This window comes from Anaerolinea thermophila, assembly GCF_020723905.1.
Classification (GTDB): domain Bacteria; phylum Chloroflexota; class Anaerolineae; order Anaerolineales; family Anaerolineaceae; genus Anaerolinea; species Anaerolinea thermophila_A.
Window position 1 is genome coordinate 314,509 of the sequence record NZ_DYHZ01000003.1, and the last position, 17,155, is coordinate 331,663.

Sequence of the window (17,155 nt, forward strand, 5' to 3'; positions counted from 1 at the left end):
AAGGTGGGGGTATCCGTCGGGGTGGCGGTGAAGGTTGGAGTGAAGGTGGGGGTATTCGTCGGGGTGGCGGTGAAGGTTGGAGTAGGCGAAGGGGTTGCAACACTACCACAAGATTCAATAGTGGTAGATAGGGATACAGTTCTGGAGCCCTCTGGTTGATAAACCCACGTGAGACTAAGCGTATGCGCTCCAAAAGAAGAAGTGGTAACCAGCACTGTCTCGAAAGCATTAATTATGCCGCTTCCTGTAATGGTTCCGTCCAATACCCATGTAAATACCTGATTGTCAATCAAATTATTGTTATTGGTAACGTACCAGTTAATGCCGTTATCAGTGCAAACGTAACTCAATCTCAAGTAGGTTTTACAGGGTTGGGTTGTTGGAGAACTGGTAGAGAATTCCCCATCCACATATAGCGAAACCGAGTTTGCGCTGCTTGAGGTAATAAACTGAGCAAAGGAATTGGCTCCAACCGATCCTGTGCCGGTTTCACCCAAGTCTGTCACCCAGGTGAAATTCACTGAGAAAGCATTGGGATTGAACACCTGCCATAACTGGGTGGTGTCTTCTACATATCCACAAATTGGGGACAGATTCAGAACTGGAGCGGCTTGAATCACCGGCGGGACAAACAGGGTAACTCTCGGCTGGAATGTAGATTGAGATACTGGCAGGGATGTAGCCTGAGGGATAGCCGTTGCCAGTTGGACTTCCGTTGGGTTTGGAACACTGCTAAATGGTGAGGGGGATGGTTGGGTTTGCTCTCGAGAAGGAATACGAATGGGAGGAACTTCTAAAGGGGTTAACGTCTCATCACCATCGTCACCTGTTTGTTCGGTAGGAAGTTCGATGATATTCCCTGAAAATTTTCCAGCAGGACCTGTATCTGATGCCAGAACAGGTTGACTGAGGATGCTGAGAAACATCCCGACGAGTAATAACAAAATTCCTGATGTATTAAACATCCGCCCAATGGATTGTCTTTTTGATTGGCTCATTGCCTGTGTCCTTCCATAAAAAAACCGACCTGCTTTGATCAGGCCGGTTTCGCTACTGGCTCCCTGTATATTCCGCTCTGGTAAGAGCAAGCGACCAATTTTAAAATATACAGATCAAGGCTTCCTATAATAATGATAATTTCTATCCTAATCGTATCGTAAAAAACCAAAATAGTCAACTGCTTCCAAAGCGAAAACTGCTTCAAACAGGTAACCGCAATGGAGTTGATATTTACCGGGTGATCATGAGTTTGTATCCCAGACGATCAATATTTTGAATCAGTTCGGAAGATTGGACAACGCTACCTAGTTTTTGCCGGAGCAGGTAGATCAGGTATTTAATCCGGTTTCGAACCTGAGGCGAGTCCTTACCCCAGACTTCTTCGGCAATGGTTTTGTAATGAACAACCTCTGGTGCGTGTTTTGCCAGGCATGCCAGAATGGCAAACTCCTTGCCGGTAAGTTGGATGTGTTTTTGCTGGTAAATCACTTCCTGCGTGGTGAAGTTAATGATTAAACCTTCATGGGGGAAGACTAACCGATCGGATTGTTTGGCAGGGCGGGCACGACGAAGTACAGCCTGAACACGGGCTACCACTTCGGCATTTACAAAGGGTTTGGTAATGTAGTCATCCATTCCAATACGGAGAGCCCTGACCACGTCTTCTTTGTTATGGATTGCAGAAATAACAATAACAGGAACATCGGTTGCTTCACGTAAGTATTGATACGTCTGCCAGCCATCCATTTCTGGCATCATTAAATCCAACAGGATGAGGTCTGGATGAATATCCATGCACTTTTGAATGGCTTCATATCCATTGACCGCACTTAAGACATTATAGCCTGCCATTCGCAAAATTTGCTTGAGCAGGAAAACCGTGTCTGGCTCGTCTTCAACCACCAGAATAGTCTGTCGGGAGGCTTTGGTGATCTCGTCGAGGTCAATCCCTGGTTGTGTTTGGTCCAGTGGTAATGTAACTGGTTCATTCATAGGCTCTTTTCCACTCCCCTTTTTAGAATTGAACAAACCGGCATCCCCGGCCGGTTTCGCTATTGACTCCCCACAGAACTTCTCTGCCTCTCTGACAGATGAGCGACCACACTCATCCTGTGGATTAACGTCGCCTCGGAAAGTTTGTTGTTATGATACTGTGATGATTATATTGTTACCAATTCCAATTAAAAAGTCAATAGATTTCTATTAATCGATTGTGATGAAACAGGTTATAAGCAGTAAATTTCAATGCTTCTTTATAGCCTTAAGTTTGTTTTCCTCCATAATGAAAACAAACCATTGACTTTTATTTTAAGAGGGCTAAAATCATATCAGGTTTAGTGTAAAAAATACACCAAATAAGGAGGTCTCTATGACCATTCAAACTGTTCCCGCTCAGATTGTGGAGTGGCATGCTTATCTGGATGAATGGCTGGCACAATTGCCCGTTTTGCACGCCCGGGATGTATTTGAAAATTCTCAGCAATGCGCAATTGTGTCGGTCGATGTCATCAATGGATTCTGCGCGTTTGGTCCACTTGCCAGTCCTCGTGTAGCGCGAATTGTGAAACCTATTGTTTCACTGTTTCAAAAAGCCTGGGATCTGGGAGTACGCCATATTGTCCTTACTCAAGATACCCATGAACCGGATGCTGTTGAATTTGCCCAATGGCCTCCCCATTGTGTTCGCGGTACGGCGGAAGCGGAGCCAGTGGATGAATTCAAGACATTACCATTTTTCCCTCACATGGTTCAGATTCCCAAAAATTCAATTCATTCAGGTTTAAATACTCCCTTGAATGACTGGATACAGGCTCATCCTGAAGTAGATACATTTGTCGTGGTTGGCGATTGCACCGATCTATGTACGTATCAATTAGCCATGCATCTCCGTTTGGATGCTAATGCCCGTCAATTGAATCGCAGAGTGATTGTGCCAGTGGATTGTGTGGATACATATGATTTACCGGTTGACGTGGCTCGATCGCAAGGACTGATGGCACATCCAGGCGATGTTTTTCATGTCATGTTCCTCTACCACATGGCGCTGAATGGAATTGAGGTTATCCAAAAAATCGACTGATCTCCCTGGGTATTCCTGATTGGGATGGCGGAGTATTCCTCCGCCTTTTTTGTTGCAGGAATATTACAACCTTTTAGAAACTGCTAAAACATGTTTTCATTATGCAAATTAAGTTTAGAATTATTACTAGAAAGTAGTTTTGCGATGGACATCGAGAAAATTTCTTTGGAAATCCGTTCACTCTTAGTAGAAGACAACCTCGTGAACCAGCGAGTTGCCATGATGATGTTGCAAAAAATTGGTCTCCATCCTGACCTTGTTGGAGAAGGTTATCAGGCTTTAAGGTTGGTTAAAGAAAAAGCCCTGATTGAAAAGAACCCATACACGATCATTTTTCTGGATATATTTTTGCCGGATATTGATGGACTGGAAATCTCTCGATTGATTCGTGCCGAACTTCCAGTGAAGGATCAACCCTTCATTGTTGCTCTGACTGCAGATGAATCCCCTGAGAACCGGCAGCGGTATCTTGAGGGGGGAATGGATGCAATTCTCATTAAGCCTTTGAAAATGCCAGAGTTGCTGGAGGTCTTGAAGGTTTTTCAGGGCAAGAGGCTTATGAAGCAAGGAGTGGAAGGTACCGACTGGCGGAACAGCCATGAAGTTCTCAATAAATCCACTTTCCTCAAATGGCAGGAGATGCTGGGCGGTAAAGAGAATTTCCGTAATGTAGTGAATATTTATATCCGAGACGCTTGTTTTTTATTAGAAGGGATAGAAAAAGGTGCGGTGGAAGAAAACTGGAAACTGGTCCATCGAAATGCCCACACCCTGAAATCTACCAGTGCTAATCTCGGGGCCCTGGGATTGGCTTCAGTTTTGGAAGAATTGGAACTGGTTGCTTACGAGAACTTGACCGGCGATTTCTCCCGTCCGGTTGCAGAGTTAATTCATCAGGCAAGGGACTGGCTGAACAAGGTGCTTGAAGAACTGCAGGATTACGTTCGATAATCCGACAAACGGGCGTGGGAATTTTCCCCGCTTTTTTGTTTTATCTGTAAAATTGAACCTGTTCTCAATTTATCCCAGGAGGGTAACTGTGGCAGATCAATCCCAAGCCGCCCTTGTCCAGTCCGAGACAAAAAAACTCAAACGAGAATTAACGTTACTCCCCTTGTTCGGTTTGTTATATTTTACAGTTTGTGGAGGCGCCTTTGGCATTGAACCCTTGATTGGTTATTCCGGTCCCGGGTTGGCTTTGTTATTGATTGCCATAACCCCATTTATTTTCAGTTTACCCAATGTTTTGATGGTTCGAGAATTGAATAGTATGATGCCAGTGGAAGGCGGATATTATCACTGGGTTAAGCAAGCCTTTGGCCCTTTTGCTGGTTTTCTTGCTGGCTGGAATAACTGGGTGGTATCCTGGTTAGATGTTGCCATTTATCCAGTCCTGGCGGTGACCTATCTTTCGTATTTTATTCCTGCCCTTGATACGGGAACCATGGTGGGAGGTTTTTTTGTTTCCGGTCCTGTGACCCGCTGGTTGATAGCAGCGATAATCATATGGGCAATCAGTTATCTGCAAATCCGTGGAGCGCGTCTGGCGGGTTTGTTTACGAACTGGCTGGGAATTTTTGTATTGGCGCCCCTTGGGTTGCTTTCCGTTTTAGGAATCTTTCAATGGATTCGCTCTGGATATACTGCCTCGTTGCCGTTCCTGCCCGAAGGAGAAAATCTTATTGGAGCATTCAGCACAGGGCTTTTCGTGGTGATGTGGAATTTTATGGGTTGGGAACTGCCGGCTGTGGCTGGGGATGAGATTGTCAATCCTCGTAAAACCTATCCCCGAGCCATGGCGCTGACCCTCGCGGCTACCATCCTGACTTATACGCTGCCGGTTGTTGCGGGGTTATTTGGTGGCGCGGGAGCAGATGGCCGCTGGCAGGTTTGGGGAATAGAAGCAGAAAACCGTGAGGTTGGCATCATCAGCAACTTTGTGGATGAGGAAGTTCTCTCAAATGCTTTTGACCAAACCGCGAAGGCAAAAGGGGTCTCAGTTGCAGACGTCAGTTTGTATGACATCAATGTCCCGCCAGTGATGGCGATTCGCGACCAACTGGTAAGTTGGGGAGTGGATCCCACCAGCCTTTCCGGTTGGGAATTTCCCCAAATTGGCGACGCAGTTGGAAGATTGGTGGGTGGGGAGCCACTCGCTCGCACGATGGGAACACTCCTGACAGTTGCAGCGATTTTGAGCATGATTGGGTTGTTCGTGGGGAATAGTTTGGGCGGAAGCCGCATTCCGTTTGCTCTGGCAGCGGATGGCATGTTTCCGACTTTCCTGCTTAAAGTCCATCCACGCTTTGGTACGCCGTGGATTTCAATTATTCTGGTAGGGATTATCTTCACAGTTTTTTCCTGGCAGGCATTCTCTTTCCTGGTGGTTGCCGATGTGTTTTTACAGACGCTGGTAATTCTGGCGGAATTTGCTGCATTATGGAAACTGCGTATTACCAAACCACATTTTCCCAGGCAGGCCGTTCCCGGTGGAATTTCAGGGTTAATTCTGATAACGCTTGGACCGGTTTCCATCATTGTTTTGGCGATCGTCAGCCAGTATCTTGAGGAAGGGTTTGCCTCTATTGGATGGGCTCTGGCATTTATGGCAATAGGCGCGCTGATATATTTTCCCATGCGCCACTTCGTTAAACCTGGCATTCCCGACGTAAATCCTTATCAGGCGAGTGATTGAGTTTGCTGAAGGCAAACAAGAGGAGGATTAAGGCATCTGACGCAATCCTCCTCTTTTATCTGTAAGTGACCTGTTTTGTCTTAAGCGGTATGGCGAAGAATGAACTCCATGATCTTCCACAACATCCATCCAGTAAAGACCGTAACCAGACAGGCAAACCCCATCCAGAAACTGATCCGCTGAAATAGATTAAACAAGGTTACCCCAGCAGCCAACCCTTCCTGAGGAGATACTAGCAGCCAGAGCGTGGATAACGTTTGGAGAATTTCAACCCCGAAATACAGGATTGGCACAAAGAGAAGGATGTGGTTCATTCTCGCCGCTAAAAGGCGCATCCCAAAAAAGTAAGTAATCCCTAAACTGCTCCAAATGCCCAAAATCATTGCTGGAGTCAATCGGATTAAGGATAAAAAGCCATGCAGAATTCCCATGGAGTTAGGAAGGTTCTGACGAAAACTCCTGACTTCTTCTGTTGTCAGTGCGCCAATTGGGCTTTGCAGAAAATGGGATGTGCCTCCCAAATCCAAAAGTCCCTGATGACGATGAAGTTGAAAATATCCCCATGCCAATCCTTGCCAACCGAAGAAAAAAAGTAAGAATAAAATACCGAATCTTCTTAGAGAATTCGGATTTGACTGGTGTTTAACCCATGAAAACCACCCGTTGTACCAGAAGGACAAATTAACCTTGCCCATACGCTTGAGTGTATCGCTGATGAAGTGCTTGAACTACATCATCTGGAATTGGGATGGGATTGCCTAACTGCATGGCAAGCCACACGGTTTTGGCAATATCTTCGATCATCACTGCGGCTTTTACAGCAGATACACCATCTTTTCCAACGGTGAACACTCCATGATTCTGAAGAAGGCAACCAGGAGAGGAACCGATAGCGTCAATCACTAACTTTCCGATTTCTTCCCCGCCAATCAATCCCAGACCTGCACAGGGAATTATCCCTCCAAACTCATCGGCTTGCGCTGTAAGATACACAGGAATGGCTTTACCTACTGCCGCAAAAGCCGTTGCATAAGGGGAGTGGGTGTGGACAATGCCATTCACATCCTTGCGGTGGCGGTAAATGTACAGATGGCTGAAAGTGTCTGATGAAGGTTTCAATGTGCCTTCCAGAACCTTTCCCTGAAGATCCAGAAGAATAAAGTCTTCTGGGCGGAGATCTTCGTAAAAAACTCCGGATGGTTTGATTAACACCCATCCTGTCGAGGGATCTCGGATGCTTACATTTCCACTGGTCCATGTGACCAGCCCGTTTTTAGGCAGTTGCAGGTGTAGTTGCAATAATTCTTCGCGTAATTGTTGTAACAACATAGAAAATTCCTCAGGCAGACGATTAGATCAAGAAATTCCCTTAATGGTGGCTTTCAGAGTTTTCAATCGTTTCATTACATCGTTTGCACCCCGCCCAAAATAATCATGAAGGGATAGGTATTCTGCATACAATAAATCGTAAATACGTTGATGTTCCGGATTGGGATGATACACTTCCTCACGGAGATGCGCCATGTGTTTTGCGGCTTCATAAATGTCATCATACCCCCCTGCAGATTTTCCAGCCGCCACCGCGCCAAACATGGCTGAGCCCAGCGCCGGGGTCTGATGTGCTGCCGCAACCCGAATTTCTCGCCCGGTAACATCCGCGTAGATTTGCATGAGCAATTTGTTGCGGTCTGGTAAACCACCGGTAGCAATTAATTCGTTTACGGGAACGCCATGATTGGCAAAGGTTTCAATGATGATTCGGGTTCCATAGGCTGTTGCTTCAATTAAGGCGCGATAAATTTCCTCCGGTTTGGTTAAGAGGGTCATCCCCAGCATCATTCCGGTCAAATCTACATCCACCAGCACGGAACGGTTTCCATTCCACCAGTCCAGGGCAAGCAATCCGCTTTCTCCGGGGTTCAATTGAGCGGCTTTTTCTTCGAGCAAGGCATGAATATCAATCCCTCTTTGGCGGGCTTCCAGCTGGTAATGTTCTGGCACACAGTGCTCGACAAACCAGCCAAAGTGATCGCCCACACAGGACTGCCCTGCCTCATAACCAAAAAATCCCGGGATAATCCCATCTTCCACATATCCGCAAATTCCTGGGACAAAGTGTTCTTCGCGACAAAGCACCATGTGACAGATTGAAGTGCCCATGATCATGACCATTTTTCCTTCATCCGTTACGGTAGAGGCAGGTACAGATACATGGGCATCTACGTTGGCAACGGCTACAGCAGTGCCGGGCATTAATCCAGTCCACTGAGCGGCTTTCTCGGTTAAATAACCTGCACACTTGCCAATCGGAACAATATCACGGCTCATTTTTTCGTCAATAATGTTTTCCATGCGGGGATCAAGAGCGCGGAAGAATTCTTTGGGAGGGAAGCCTTCTTTTTTCGACCAAATGGCTTTATACCCGGCAGTGCAAGAGTTGCGGGTTTCTTTTCCTGTGAGTTGCCAGACGACCCAGTCGGCTGCTTCGATAAACCGTTCTGCCGCATGATAGATTTCCGGATCTTCGTTCAGAATTTGCCAGACTTTTGGGAAGAACCATTCCGAACTGATTTTTCCGCCGTATCGATTCAGGAAAGTGTATCCCAGATGAGCGGCAATTTCATTCAAACGATTGGCTTCGGGTTGTGCGGCATGATGTTTCCAGAGTTTGACCCAGGCATGAGGACGGTTGCGGTACTCTGGTAGAAAACAAAGCGGGGTGCCGTCTTTCAGGGTCGGTAGCATTGTGCATGCAGTAAAATCAATGCCAATTCCAATAACATCAGCAGGGTCAACTCCACTTTGTTGTAGAACGGCAGGAATAGCCTGTTGGAAGACTCGCAAGTAATCCTCAGGGTCTTGAAGAGCCCAATCCGGTTCCAGGGGAATATTGGATTCGGGAAGTTTTTCATCAATCACGCCATTTGCATAGGTATAAACCGCAGTGGCAATTTCTCCCCCATTGGTGACATCCACAAGCACAGCACGACCTGATTCAGTACCAAAATCTACCCCAATAGCATATCTGGTCATTTTTTCCCTCCCCTACATCTCCAGAATTGATGGCCGGCGAATCACTGTTCCAGCAACCTCAATCTCGATGGAGGGCCAGCCGGAGATCTCTGTAAGAACCTCGAAGCCATCTTCTTTAACCAGAATCGTATCCTCGCTCTTTGTACCGGTAATTGAGGGATTCCATGCATAGGTTTGTCCCGCTACTACTCGTTCCTGACTTTGGGGAGTGGCGATAAATTCTCTGGGTTCATAACCAGCCGGTCCGCCCTGGTGATGCAGTTTCCATTCTTCAGGGTATCCGGCTGTAGCATATGCCAGTGTGATGTCTGAAAAGACGTCTCCCAAGGTCCTTCCAACCCGGGTGGCAGTCAGTGCTACTGCATCTACATAAGCCGTGGCGTGGGCTTTCCGTTGGATCTCATCAGGGAGTTTCCCAAAATAGATCAGACGAGTGAGGGAAACAACTAATCCGTACTTGCGTCCACACAGCACCAGCATGGCATACTGGTTTAAGGGTTTTGAGGTCGCAGGGGGATGCCGATAGCGGAATACACGCTCATCGGTGGCAATTAAGCGAACAATGGGTTCAACACCCCGGCTCAGGCAGGCTTTGGCAAGCAACGCAGAAATTTCATACTCACTCATTCCCGGACGAACCGCATAAATTGCTTCTGCCATGGCTTGAGCGCTAAGGTTGGAGAGTTCACGGAAGCGGTTTTGCTCTTCTGGCAAAAGGACTGAGCGCAGGCGGGCAATTTCAACCGATAAATCTACCAGATTGGGCATGGGATAATCACATCCCAGACGTTGTCCTTTTGAGAGGATATTCAGCGGAGATTCGGATGAATACCAGTCCTGAGCAATGACTTTCCAGCCCTGTTGTTCTACCTGCTCCTCCTGAAGGAAACGGGGGGCTTCAATGGTATTGGTAAGCAAATAAGCATTTTCCTGAGTAATCAATAGTGAGGCTTCTCCAAAAGAAGAAGCCGTATTGATTACAGAGCTGAGGCCACTGGTGAGCCATGAGAAAGAACTGGCTTTACGGAGCAGAACACCATCCAGCCCGTACTGGAGAAGTAGGGCACGAAGATTGCTTAACTTCAATGTTATTTCGTCCATTGCCGTCTCCTGTTTTAGTGGTGATAATATACCTGCCATCCAAGATATTTTGTGAAGGCTTCATAGACCGCATCCGCAACCAGAGAGGGATTGATGGCGACGTGGTGTTCAAAACCATTTTCACAAATATAAGCCAGCAAACGCTGGAAATTGGGCACATGTACGACGCCATAACCGCCGAAGGTCTTTAAAGTGTCTTCGGTCAGATGTCCTTCTCCGAGGTATGCCAGTATGCGTCCATTTAAATCATCCGTAGAGACTCGGCAATAGGTAAATGGAACGGCTTTAAGACGTCCTACTACAGTTCCGTAGGTGTTTTCACGTCCAACCGAGCCGGCAATGATGGCTTGATAATCCATTTGCGGTGCAGCCTCTTGCGAGGCTGAGGCTTCCAAGAATAAATCTTTAGGCAGGTTGGAACAATGGAAAATCACACCTTTGTCAGGATCATCGCCGTAATTGTTGTTCCAGTCCACAATTGCAGATGGTTTCCCTGAGGCTAAAGCCAGTGCCAGCATGCCAACCGCTCCGGCAATGTCGGTTTCACATGCTGAGGGGATTAAGGTATTGCTCATCATGGACATCAATGTGCATGGTACCACCCCATAAAACTCTTCCATGGAAGTCCAGCATTGGAGAGCAGAAGCAACCAGACGATTCTCAGCCATCCAATCCTCAATGACTACCCCCAGTTTTGCCATGCGTGTCAGGGCTTCACCCGGAGTGTTCTTTGTTGGAACATAAGACTGGATTTGTTCTAATTTCGCTTTCACTTTAGGATCGTCTGTCTGCAATCGTGTGGCGCGCCCAAAAATTTCTGAGAGGTCAATGGTCTCGACGCTGATGCCTGTGCGTTCCAGTAATTTTTCACTGTAGCGGACTGTGTTGAATGCGGCTGGTCTTGCTCCGATGGCCCCAAAGCGAGCATTACGCAACCCTCTTACCACCCGACACACAGAAGCAAACCGTCTTAAGTCAACCCGGAAACTTTCACTTTCCGGATCGACAGTGTGCATGCTGGTGAGGGTAAAAGGAATACCATACTGTGTCAGATTGTTGCACACTGACATCTTTCCGCAAAACGAATCGCGGCGATCGGCAATCGTCATCCGGGTAATATCATCGGGAAAGGCGTGTACAAGAACGGGAACATTCAGCCCTGCCCATCGCAAGGTGTTGGCAATGGCTTTTTCTTCTCCGAAATTTGGCAATGTCACCAGAATGCCATCAATTTCGTCTCGATGGGCTTTGAAGAGATCAGCACATTTCTGGGCATCATCCAGAGTGACTATTGAGCCCGCTTTAGTTTCGTTTTCATCGGTGATGATCGCGCGAATTCCTTCTTCTTCAAGTACTTTGAGAATTACTTTTCGTCCACTTACACAGAGGTGATCTGGAAAGAATCCTCGATTGCCAACAATTACTCCCAACGTCACGGGTTTCATAGCAAAATCCTCCATTATTTGATTATCTTTTTTGTGAAGACTCCCGAACGATTAACTCGGGTTGAAGCCAGATGGTTTCAGATGAAGGGGTAAAATGATCTTCCTTGCACAGCCGGTGATGAAGCATTTTGACGGCTTGGGCGCCCAGTTCAGTTAAAGGCTGCCTCATTGTGGTCAATGGGGGATCAAAAAATGCTGCTTCTGGAATGTCGTCAAATCCTACAATGGCAACATCTTCGGGAATGCGAATCCCCAAATGGCGGGCAGCTTTCAGCGCTCCTAATGCCATCTGGTCATTACAAACAAAAACTCCATCCAGATCGGGGTTGTTTTTTATCAACGCAGTAAACCCGGCTTCTCCGCTGGCGGGTTCCCAATCTCCCACAACCTTAAGTCTCTGGAGATGTTCTTCATTCACCTTACCCGATTCAAGACAGGCAGTTTTCCATCCCGCTTCCCGTTGCTGAGATTCCCACCACACTTCGGGCCCGGTGATAATCCCAATCTTTCTGCAACCTCTTGAAAGAAGGTGGAGAGTTGCCAATTTTCCACCATTAAAGTTGTCCACCGCCGCAACATGAAATCCCGGACGCGGATTCATGTTCATGAAAACAACTGGCACATCGATTTGTTCAAGATCTTGTAACAATTCTTCGCGGTGCGAACCAATCTCTGGTACTGCCCAAACGATTCCATCCACCTTACGCATGAGTAGATTGGCAAGCAATTGTCTTCCGCTGTTTAATTCTGCCTGGCGGACCAGACTCAGGAGGATGGAATAACCCAATTCATTGGCTTGTTTTTCCACACCGGTTAACGCACGGGATGGACCATAGTAGCCTAAACCATATCCTACGACTCCAATGGTGTGAGTTTTTCCTTGAATCAGACTTCTGGCAATGTAATTAGGGGAATATCCCAATGTCTCCATAATTTGTTGAACCCGTCTGCGGGTTTCATCAGAAACATCGGGATGGTGATTAATCACCCGCGACACTGTTTGGGCAGATACCCCCGCTGCTCTGGCTACATCACGGATTGTTACATGCTTTTTTGTACTCATTTCCGTTACCGTTCACGGGATTTTGTTATTATAGTAGCATGTCTGAATAAGCAAGTCAATAAAAATGGGTGCGCATTTTGAGCGGAGAGGGGTAACCCTCACTTCCCTGCTCACTTCCCTGGATGAAATTCTTATAGATTGTGGAAAGAGTGGATTTATAATTTGAAAGAAGGAAATCCTTTTGCAATTTGAGGCATTCAATTGAGCCTTAAAAACAAAAGTGGGCGGAACAGGACTCGAACCTGCGACCCCATCCTTGTAAGGGATGTGCTCTAACCGACTGAGCTATCCGCCCGTGCCAGCAAATTATACATGATTTTTTAAAAATTGGGTGCATTACTCAAAAAGGGAGAAAAATTAATGAGGTTTCTTCGATTTTCATTCAGCGGCGAAGCCCCACGAATGGGGTGGTTGTATCAGGATCGGGTGGGAGTGGTTGAAGGTTCTCTGTTTGGCGAGTTTCGCCGTATGGAAGCCATGTTCCCTCTGGAAAGAGTGCGTTTGATGGCGCCTCTCCAACCGGGGAAAATCATTGCTGTAGGGAGAAATTACGTTGAGCATGCCAGAGAACGTGGCGCTGAAGTTCCAGAAGTTCCTTTGATTTTTCTCAAACCACCCAGCAGTGTGATTGGTCCTGGAGAACCGATCCTGTTGCCGCCCCAGTCTCAGCGAGTCGATCATGAGGCTGAACTGGCTGTGATCATTGGACAAAGGGGGCGCTGGATTGCTCCTGAACAAGCCATGGAATTTGTCTTTGGTTATACCTGCGCTAATGATGTCACTGCCCGCGATTTACAGCAAAAAGATGGTCAGTGGACCCGGGCAAAAGGATTTGATACATTTTGTCCGCTGGGACCATGGATTGAAACCGAATTGGATCCCTCTGATGTGTTGATTCAATGTAAAGTAAACGGAGAGGCCCGACAGGTAGGCTCCACAAAAGAAATGGTTTTCTCTATTCCGCAATTAATTGCCTATATTTCTTCTGTGATGACCCTGGAACCGGGCGATGTTATCTTAACGGGCACCCCGGCAGGCATTGGCCCCCTGAATGCCGGCGATTTGGTGGAGATTGACATTGAGGGTATTGGAACTCTTTCCAATCCGGTCAGGAATTCTGGACAGTAATTCAGGAATTACCGGGCAAGGATGGCTTTTTCCAGCAAATTGAGCGGGCTGGCTGAATATTCTGGGAGTGAGTAAATTGAAAGATCGGATTCAGAAACCGGGGAGGCTACAATGAAGAGCCTGCCCCACGAATCGGTTTGCCCGCGGGCAATACAGGTTTGCAGGATGAGTGTACCGGGCTGGGCGTAAATTTCCTGAAACAGTTCAGAAGCCGAGAGGACTCTTTCGGGATGGTCAAGATCCCGAAAATTGCTGGTTGGGCTGTTCGGTTCAAGGGCTTGAAACCGATGAATTTTTTCAACCTGATACCATTGAATGCTTCCATTTTTATAAAATCCCAGAATATTTCCTGCAGTTAAGAGGGAGAAGTTTTTTCCTGCAAGGGTATTATGCGCAAGCAAACCAATACTCCCGCGCTGTTCAGCCAGAGAAAAGGAAGTAAGTACACCTGGCTGAGAAGAAACATAAGCGGGGTTGTTTTCCGGTTGGGAAATTACAGGAAAAGCAAACAGATTGGGAGCAAACAGCCCTGCCAAATATTGATGAGAATCGATCTTTTCCTGAAGGGTTTGAAAGTCAGTCAGATATTCTTCATCCCTGGTTTCAAATGGTTCCATTCCTGTAACAGGTATGGCGAGAAAATGCCCGGAAAGGTTATTTATCAGGGCGAAGAAGAACACAGTAACCAACCAGAGAAAATTTTTTAGTAACATTGTCTATTTTTTAAGTAATATAAATATCAATTACAGATAATATTTTAGTATGTAATCATGAAGAAAGAAATTATTTTGGGATAGATGTAAGGCCGTTGTAAACTGATGAAGGAAGACGCCGAAAGCGTAAATTGATTATGGTATAATGAGAATCCCTGGGAAAATTCCCAATGTTCTTGAATGAGGAGAATCAGGTATGTCTGGCCATTCAAAATGGGCAACGATTAAGAGAAAAAAAGGTGCGATGGATGCAAAACGAGGTCAGTTATTTACCCGACTGACCCGTGAAATCGTGATGGCAGCACGGGAAGGCGGAGGCGATCCTGAAACCAACTTCCGTTTACGTCTGGCAGTGGAGAAAGCCCGTTCGCAAAACATGCCAAAAGAAAATATCGAGCGCGCAATCAAACGGGGAACGGGGGAATCAAAAGAAGGCAATGTTTTTGAGCAAGTTTTCTATGAAGGGTATGCTCCTCATGGCGTGGCTCTGATGATTGAATGCTACACCGAAAATCGTAACCGGACTGTTGCGGAAGTTCGCCATGTATTAAGCCGGGCGGGTGGCAACCTTGGTGAAGCGGGATCGGTATCCTGGCAATTCAAACGCATGGCCTATTTTGCCCTTTCTGCGTCAAAGATTGATTTTGATAAAGTATTTGAAGTTGCTGTTGAGAATGGTGCTGAGGATGTGACGCAGGATGGCGATACCATTGAGGTGCTTGCGCCGGTAGAAAACTTTAAAGTGCTCAGCGATGCATTCCGCAACGCCAAGATGGAACTGGAAGAGGCTGAACTTCGCATGATACCTACTAACGAAGTGGAATTAGGTGTGGAAGAAACGCTTCAGGTTCTGCGAACCATTGACGCGATTGAGGAACTGGATGACGTTCAAAACGTTTATCACACCATGAAAATTTCGGAAGCCGCACTGGCAGCACTGGAGAACGAAGCCTGATGCCCTATGCTGGTCTTGGGAGTGGATCCGGGAACGGCAACGACAGGGTATGGCTTGGTGCGGGAGTCCCAGGATGGTACCCTTTGTCTGGTTGATTTTGGGGTGATTGATACGCCCGCAGGTCTGGAAGACGAAAAACGCCTGTTGCTTCTGTATCAACGTTTAAACGAGTTAATTCTTCTCCACACTCCGGATGCCGGGGCTGTGGAGAAGTTGTTTTTTCGTCGGAATGTGACCACGGCAATTAGCGTAGGACAGGCAAGAGGCGTTGTTTTGCTTGCGCTGGCTCAACAAGGGATTCCGGTTTGGGAATATACCCCTATGGAAGTGAAACAGTCTGTCAGTGGGTATGGTAATGCAGAAAAACGACAAGTTCAAATTATGGTTCAAACGTTATTGGGGCTTCAAGAGTATCCCAAACCCGATGATGCGGCTGATGCGCTGGCAGTGGCGATTTGTCATATCCATCATTATCGCTGGAAATTGTATGAGAAAGGCGCTGCGTCATGATTACCAGTCCGGCGAATGAACAGGTGAAGCGAATCCGCCGTTTGCAGGAACGGAAGGAAAGAGAAAAGACGGGCTTGTTTTTTGTTGAGGGCATCCGTATTGTTGCTGAGGCGGTTGATAGGCAAGAATCCTTTGAATCGGTGATTGTTTCTCCTGAACGGTTGCAAAGCGAGTATGCCTGGAAACTGGTAGAAAAACTCCGGCGTCAGGGAGTTTCGATTTTAGAAGTAAGTTCGCTGGTTTTCGAAAGAATTTCCCAGAAAGAAGGTCCCCAGGGAATTGCGGCAGTTGTTCATCAACGCTGGTTGCCCCTAGATTCGGTAGTGGTCGAAGAGGGCAAAACCTGGGTGGCGCTGGACTCAGTAGCGGACCCGGGAAATTTAGGCACAATTTTAAGGACGCTGGATGCAACTGGAGGAGCAGGGGTTATATTACTGGATCAATCTACAGATCCTTATGATCCTTCCTGTGTGCGTGCCAGTATGGGGGCGCTTTTTGATCTTCATCTTGTTCGTGCATCTTTTAATCAGTTCCGCAATTGGATGAAACAACATTCAGATGTTGCGCTCATCGGTACCTCTGGAACGGCACACCAGGATTATCACGATTTTGTTTATCCCACCCGAATGATTTTACTGATGGGAAGTGAGCGTTTAGGGTTGCAGCCCCATCATGTAGAATTATGTGATGAAATGGTGCGGATTCCCATGGTAGGAAAAAGCGATTCCCTGAACCTGGCAGTTGCTACCGCAGTGGTTTTATATGAAATTTTCAATCAACGACGGCAGAATTTTTCAGGAGCAGTTCCGTGATTGCTTATGTGGAAGGAAGGATTCTTGATCTCGGTGAATCCTATCTGGTGATTCAGGTGGGATCAGTAGGGTTGCAAATCTTTGTGCCATCTCCCTTAAGAGCCAGGTCTCGAGCAGGCGAGAATGTTGTTTTGTTCACTTACTTAATTGTGCGAGAAGATTTACTGGCTCTATATGGATTTGAGTCCCCGGTAGAACGGGATATTTTTGGATTGCTTCTGGGGGTAAACGGTATTGGTCCACGCCTGGCGCTTAATATTCTTTCGGTGCTCTCGGTAGATGCCATTCGAAGGGCGATACTCAGTGAACAACCGGAAGTATTAAGCCGGGTACCTGGGGTTGGAAAGAAAAATGCCCAGAAAATTATCCTGTCTTTACAGGGTAAGGTTACGGGAGAAGGACTGGAAGGCGTTCATCCCATAGCGGAAGTGGATCAAGAGGTGCTGGAAGCACTGACTTCGTTAGGCTACAGTGTCGTCGAAGCCCAAACCGCAGTGCAATCCATTCCCAGGGATGCACCAATGGAACTGGAGGAACGATTAAAACTCGCACTGCGTTATTTTTCTCCCTGAAGGTTGTTTTACCAAATTGCTTAAACTGGACATTTGCAGACCTTTCAGG

At 46.9% G+C, this 17,155-nt stretch carries 17 protein-coding genes, 1 tRNA gene and 1 riboswitch; of the genes, 8 read left to right on the forward strand and 10 right to left on the reverse strand.

Going from position 1 to position 17,155, the window contains the following annotated elements; all coding sequences use genetic code 11:
* Both LHF31_RS06210 and LHF31_RS06215 read right to left on the reverse strand, forming a co-directional pair.
* The coding region (locus tag LHF31_RS06210) for a hypothetical protein (RefSeq protein ID WP_303773883.1) at window positions 1-998 on the reverse strand (998 nt) is incomplete at its 3' end.
* A gap of 32 nt (window positions 999-1,030) precedes the next feature.
* Window positions 1,031-1,132: riboswitch (cyclic di-GMP riboswitch) on the reverse strand.
* Window positions 1,133-1,230: 98 nt separating this feature from the next.
* Window positions 1,231-1,992: a response regulator transcription factor gene (locus LHF31_RS06215; RefSeq protein WP_298002980.1), complete on the reverse strand. Its 762-nt coding sequence runs from the start codon at window positions 1,990-1,992 to the stop codon at window positions 1,231-1,233.
* Window positions 1,993-2,368: 376 nt separating this feature from the next.
* Here LHF31_RS06215 and LHF31_RS06220 point away from each other — a divergent pair, with 376 nt between their 5' ends.
* The 3 genes from LHF31_RS06220 to LHF31_RS06230 all read left to right on the forward strand — a co-directional run bounded on the left by LHF31_RS06220 (window position 2,369) and on the right by LHF31_RS06230 (window position 5,774).
* Entirely contained in the window at window positions 2,369-3,079 is a 711-nt protein-coding gene (locus LHF31_RS06220) for a cysteine hydrolase family protein (RefSeq protein WP_298002983.1), read from the forward strand.
* Window positions 3,080-3,223: 144 nt separating this feature from the next.
* Window positions 3,224-4,030: a response regulator gene (locus LHF31_RS06225; protein WP_298002986.1), complete on the forward strand. Its 807-nt coding sequence runs from the start codon at window positions 3,224-3,226 to the stop codon at window positions 4,028-4,030.
* A gap of 88 nt (window positions 4,031-4,118) precedes the next feature.
* Window positions 4,119-5,774, forward strand: a complete 1,656-nt coding sequence (locus LHF31_RS06230) for an APC family permease (protein WP_298002989.1) — start codon at window positions 4,119-4,121, stop codon at window positions 5,772-5,774.
* 80 nt (window positions 5,775-5,854) lie between these two features.
* Here the strand turns inward: LHF31_RS06230 and LHF31_RS06235 are convergent, their stop codons facing one another.
* The 7 genes from LHF31_RS06235 to LHF31_RS06265 form a co-directional block, all read right to left on the reverse strand.
* Window positions 5,855-6,454 carry a hypothetical protein gene (locus LHF31_RS06235; protein WP_303773887.1) on the reverse strand — a complete coding sequence of 200 codons (600 nt, stop codon included), beginning with the start codon at window positions 6,452-6,454 and terminating at the stop codon, window positions 5,855-5,857.
* Window position 6,455: 1 nt separating this feature from the next.
* Window positions 6,456-7,100 carry an L-ribulose-5-phosphate 4-epimerase gene (locus tag LHF31_RS06240; protein WP_363324746.1) on the reverse strand — a complete coding sequence of 215 codons (645 nt, stop codon included), beginning with the start codon at window positions 7,098-7,100 and terminating at the stop codon, window positions 6,456-6,458.
* A gap of 30 nt (window positions 7,101-7,130) precedes the next feature.
* Window positions 7,131-8,807, reverse strand: a complete 1,677-nt coding sequence (gene araB / locus LHF31_RS06245) for a ribulokinase (protein ID WP_298002998.1) — start codon at window positions 8,805-8,807, stop codon at window positions 7,131-7,133.
* Window positions 8,808-8,819: 12 nt separating this feature from the next.
* Complete coding sequence (locus LHF31_RS06250; protein ID WP_298003001.1) at window positions 8,820-9,908, reverse strand: Xaa-Pro peptidase family protein; 1,089 nt, start codon at window positions 9,906-9,908, stop codon at window positions 8,820-8,822.
* 14 nt (window positions 9,909-9,922) lie between these two features.
* Window positions 9,923-11,353 (reverse strand): L-fucose/L-arabinose isomerase family protein, encoded by a 1,431-nt coding sequence (locus LHF31_RS06255; RefSeq protein ID WP_303773889.1) that lies wholly within the window; start codon window positions 11,351-11,353, stop codon window positions 9,923-9,925.
* A 22-nt stretch (window positions 11,354-11,375) separates the two neighbouring features.
* Window positions 11,376-12,416: a LacI family DNA-binding transcriptional regulator gene (locus LHF31_RS06260; protein WP_303773890.1), complete on the reverse strand. Its 1,041-nt coding sequence runs from the start codon at window positions 12,414-12,416 to the stop codon at window positions 11,376-11,378.
* 221 nt (window positions 12,417-12,637) lie between these two features.
* A tRNA-Val gene (locus LHF31_RS06265) sits at window positions 12,638-12,711 on the reverse strand.
* 65 nt (window positions 12,712-12,776) lie between these two features.
* On the opposite strand from LHF31_RS06265, the gene LHF31_RS06270 reads away from it, so the two are divergent.
* Complete coding sequence (locus LHF31_RS06270) at window positions 12,777-13,544, forward strand: fumarylacetoacetate hydrolase family protein (RefSeq protein WP_298010652.1); 768 nt, start codon at window positions 12,777-12,779, stop codon at window positions 13,542-13,544.
* A gap of 8 nt (window positions 13,545-13,552) precedes the next feature.
* Here the strand turns inward: LHF31_RS06270 and LHF31_RS06275 are convergent, their stop codons facing one another.
* Window positions 13,553-14,161: a hypothetical protein gene (locus LHF31_RS06275; RefSeq protein WP_298010649.1), complete on the reverse strand. Its 609-nt coding sequence runs from the start codon at window positions 14,159-14,161 to the stop codon at window positions 13,553-13,555.
* A 292-nt stretch (window positions 14,162-14,453) separates the two neighbouring features.
* On the opposite strand from LHF31_RS06275, the gene LHF31_RS06280 reads away from it, so the two are divergent.
* From LHF31_RS06280 to ruvA, 4 genes are read left to right on the forward strand one after another with little or no spacing between them, the layout of a single operon-like run.
* A complete protein-coding gene (locus LHF31_RS06280; protein WP_298010646.1) occupies window positions 14,454-15,212 on the forward strand; it encodes a YebC/PmpR family DNA-binding transcriptional regulator in 759 nt (252 codons plus the stop codon).
* A gap of 6 nt (window positions 15,213-15,218) precedes the next feature.
* Entirely contained in the window at window positions 15,219-15,722 is a 504-nt protein-coding gene (ruvC, locus tag LHF31_RS06285) for a crossover junction endodeoxyribonuclease RuvC (RefSeq protein WP_298010643.1), read from the forward strand.
* The gene (locus LHF31_RS06290; RefSeq protein ID WP_298010640.1) at window positions 15,719-16,534 is read left to right on the forward strand and encodes an RNA methyltransferase; all 816 of its coding nucleotides are present in this window, start codon (window positions 15,719-15,721) and stop codon (window positions 16,532-16,534) included. The genes ruvC and LHF31_RS06290 overlap by 4 nt, the downstream gene beginning before the upstream one ends.
* Window positions 16,531-17,106 carry a Holliday junction branch migration protein RuvA gene (ruvA, locus tag LHF31_RS06295; RefSeq protein WP_303773894.1) on the forward strand — a complete coding sequence of 192 codons (576 nt, stop codon included), beginning with the start codon at window positions 16,531-16,533 and terminating at the stop codon, window positions 17,104-17,106. The genes LHF31_RS06290 and ruvA overlap by 4 nt, the downstream gene beginning before the upstream one ends.
* The last annotated feature ends 49 nt before the right edge of the window (window positions 17,107-17,155 follow it).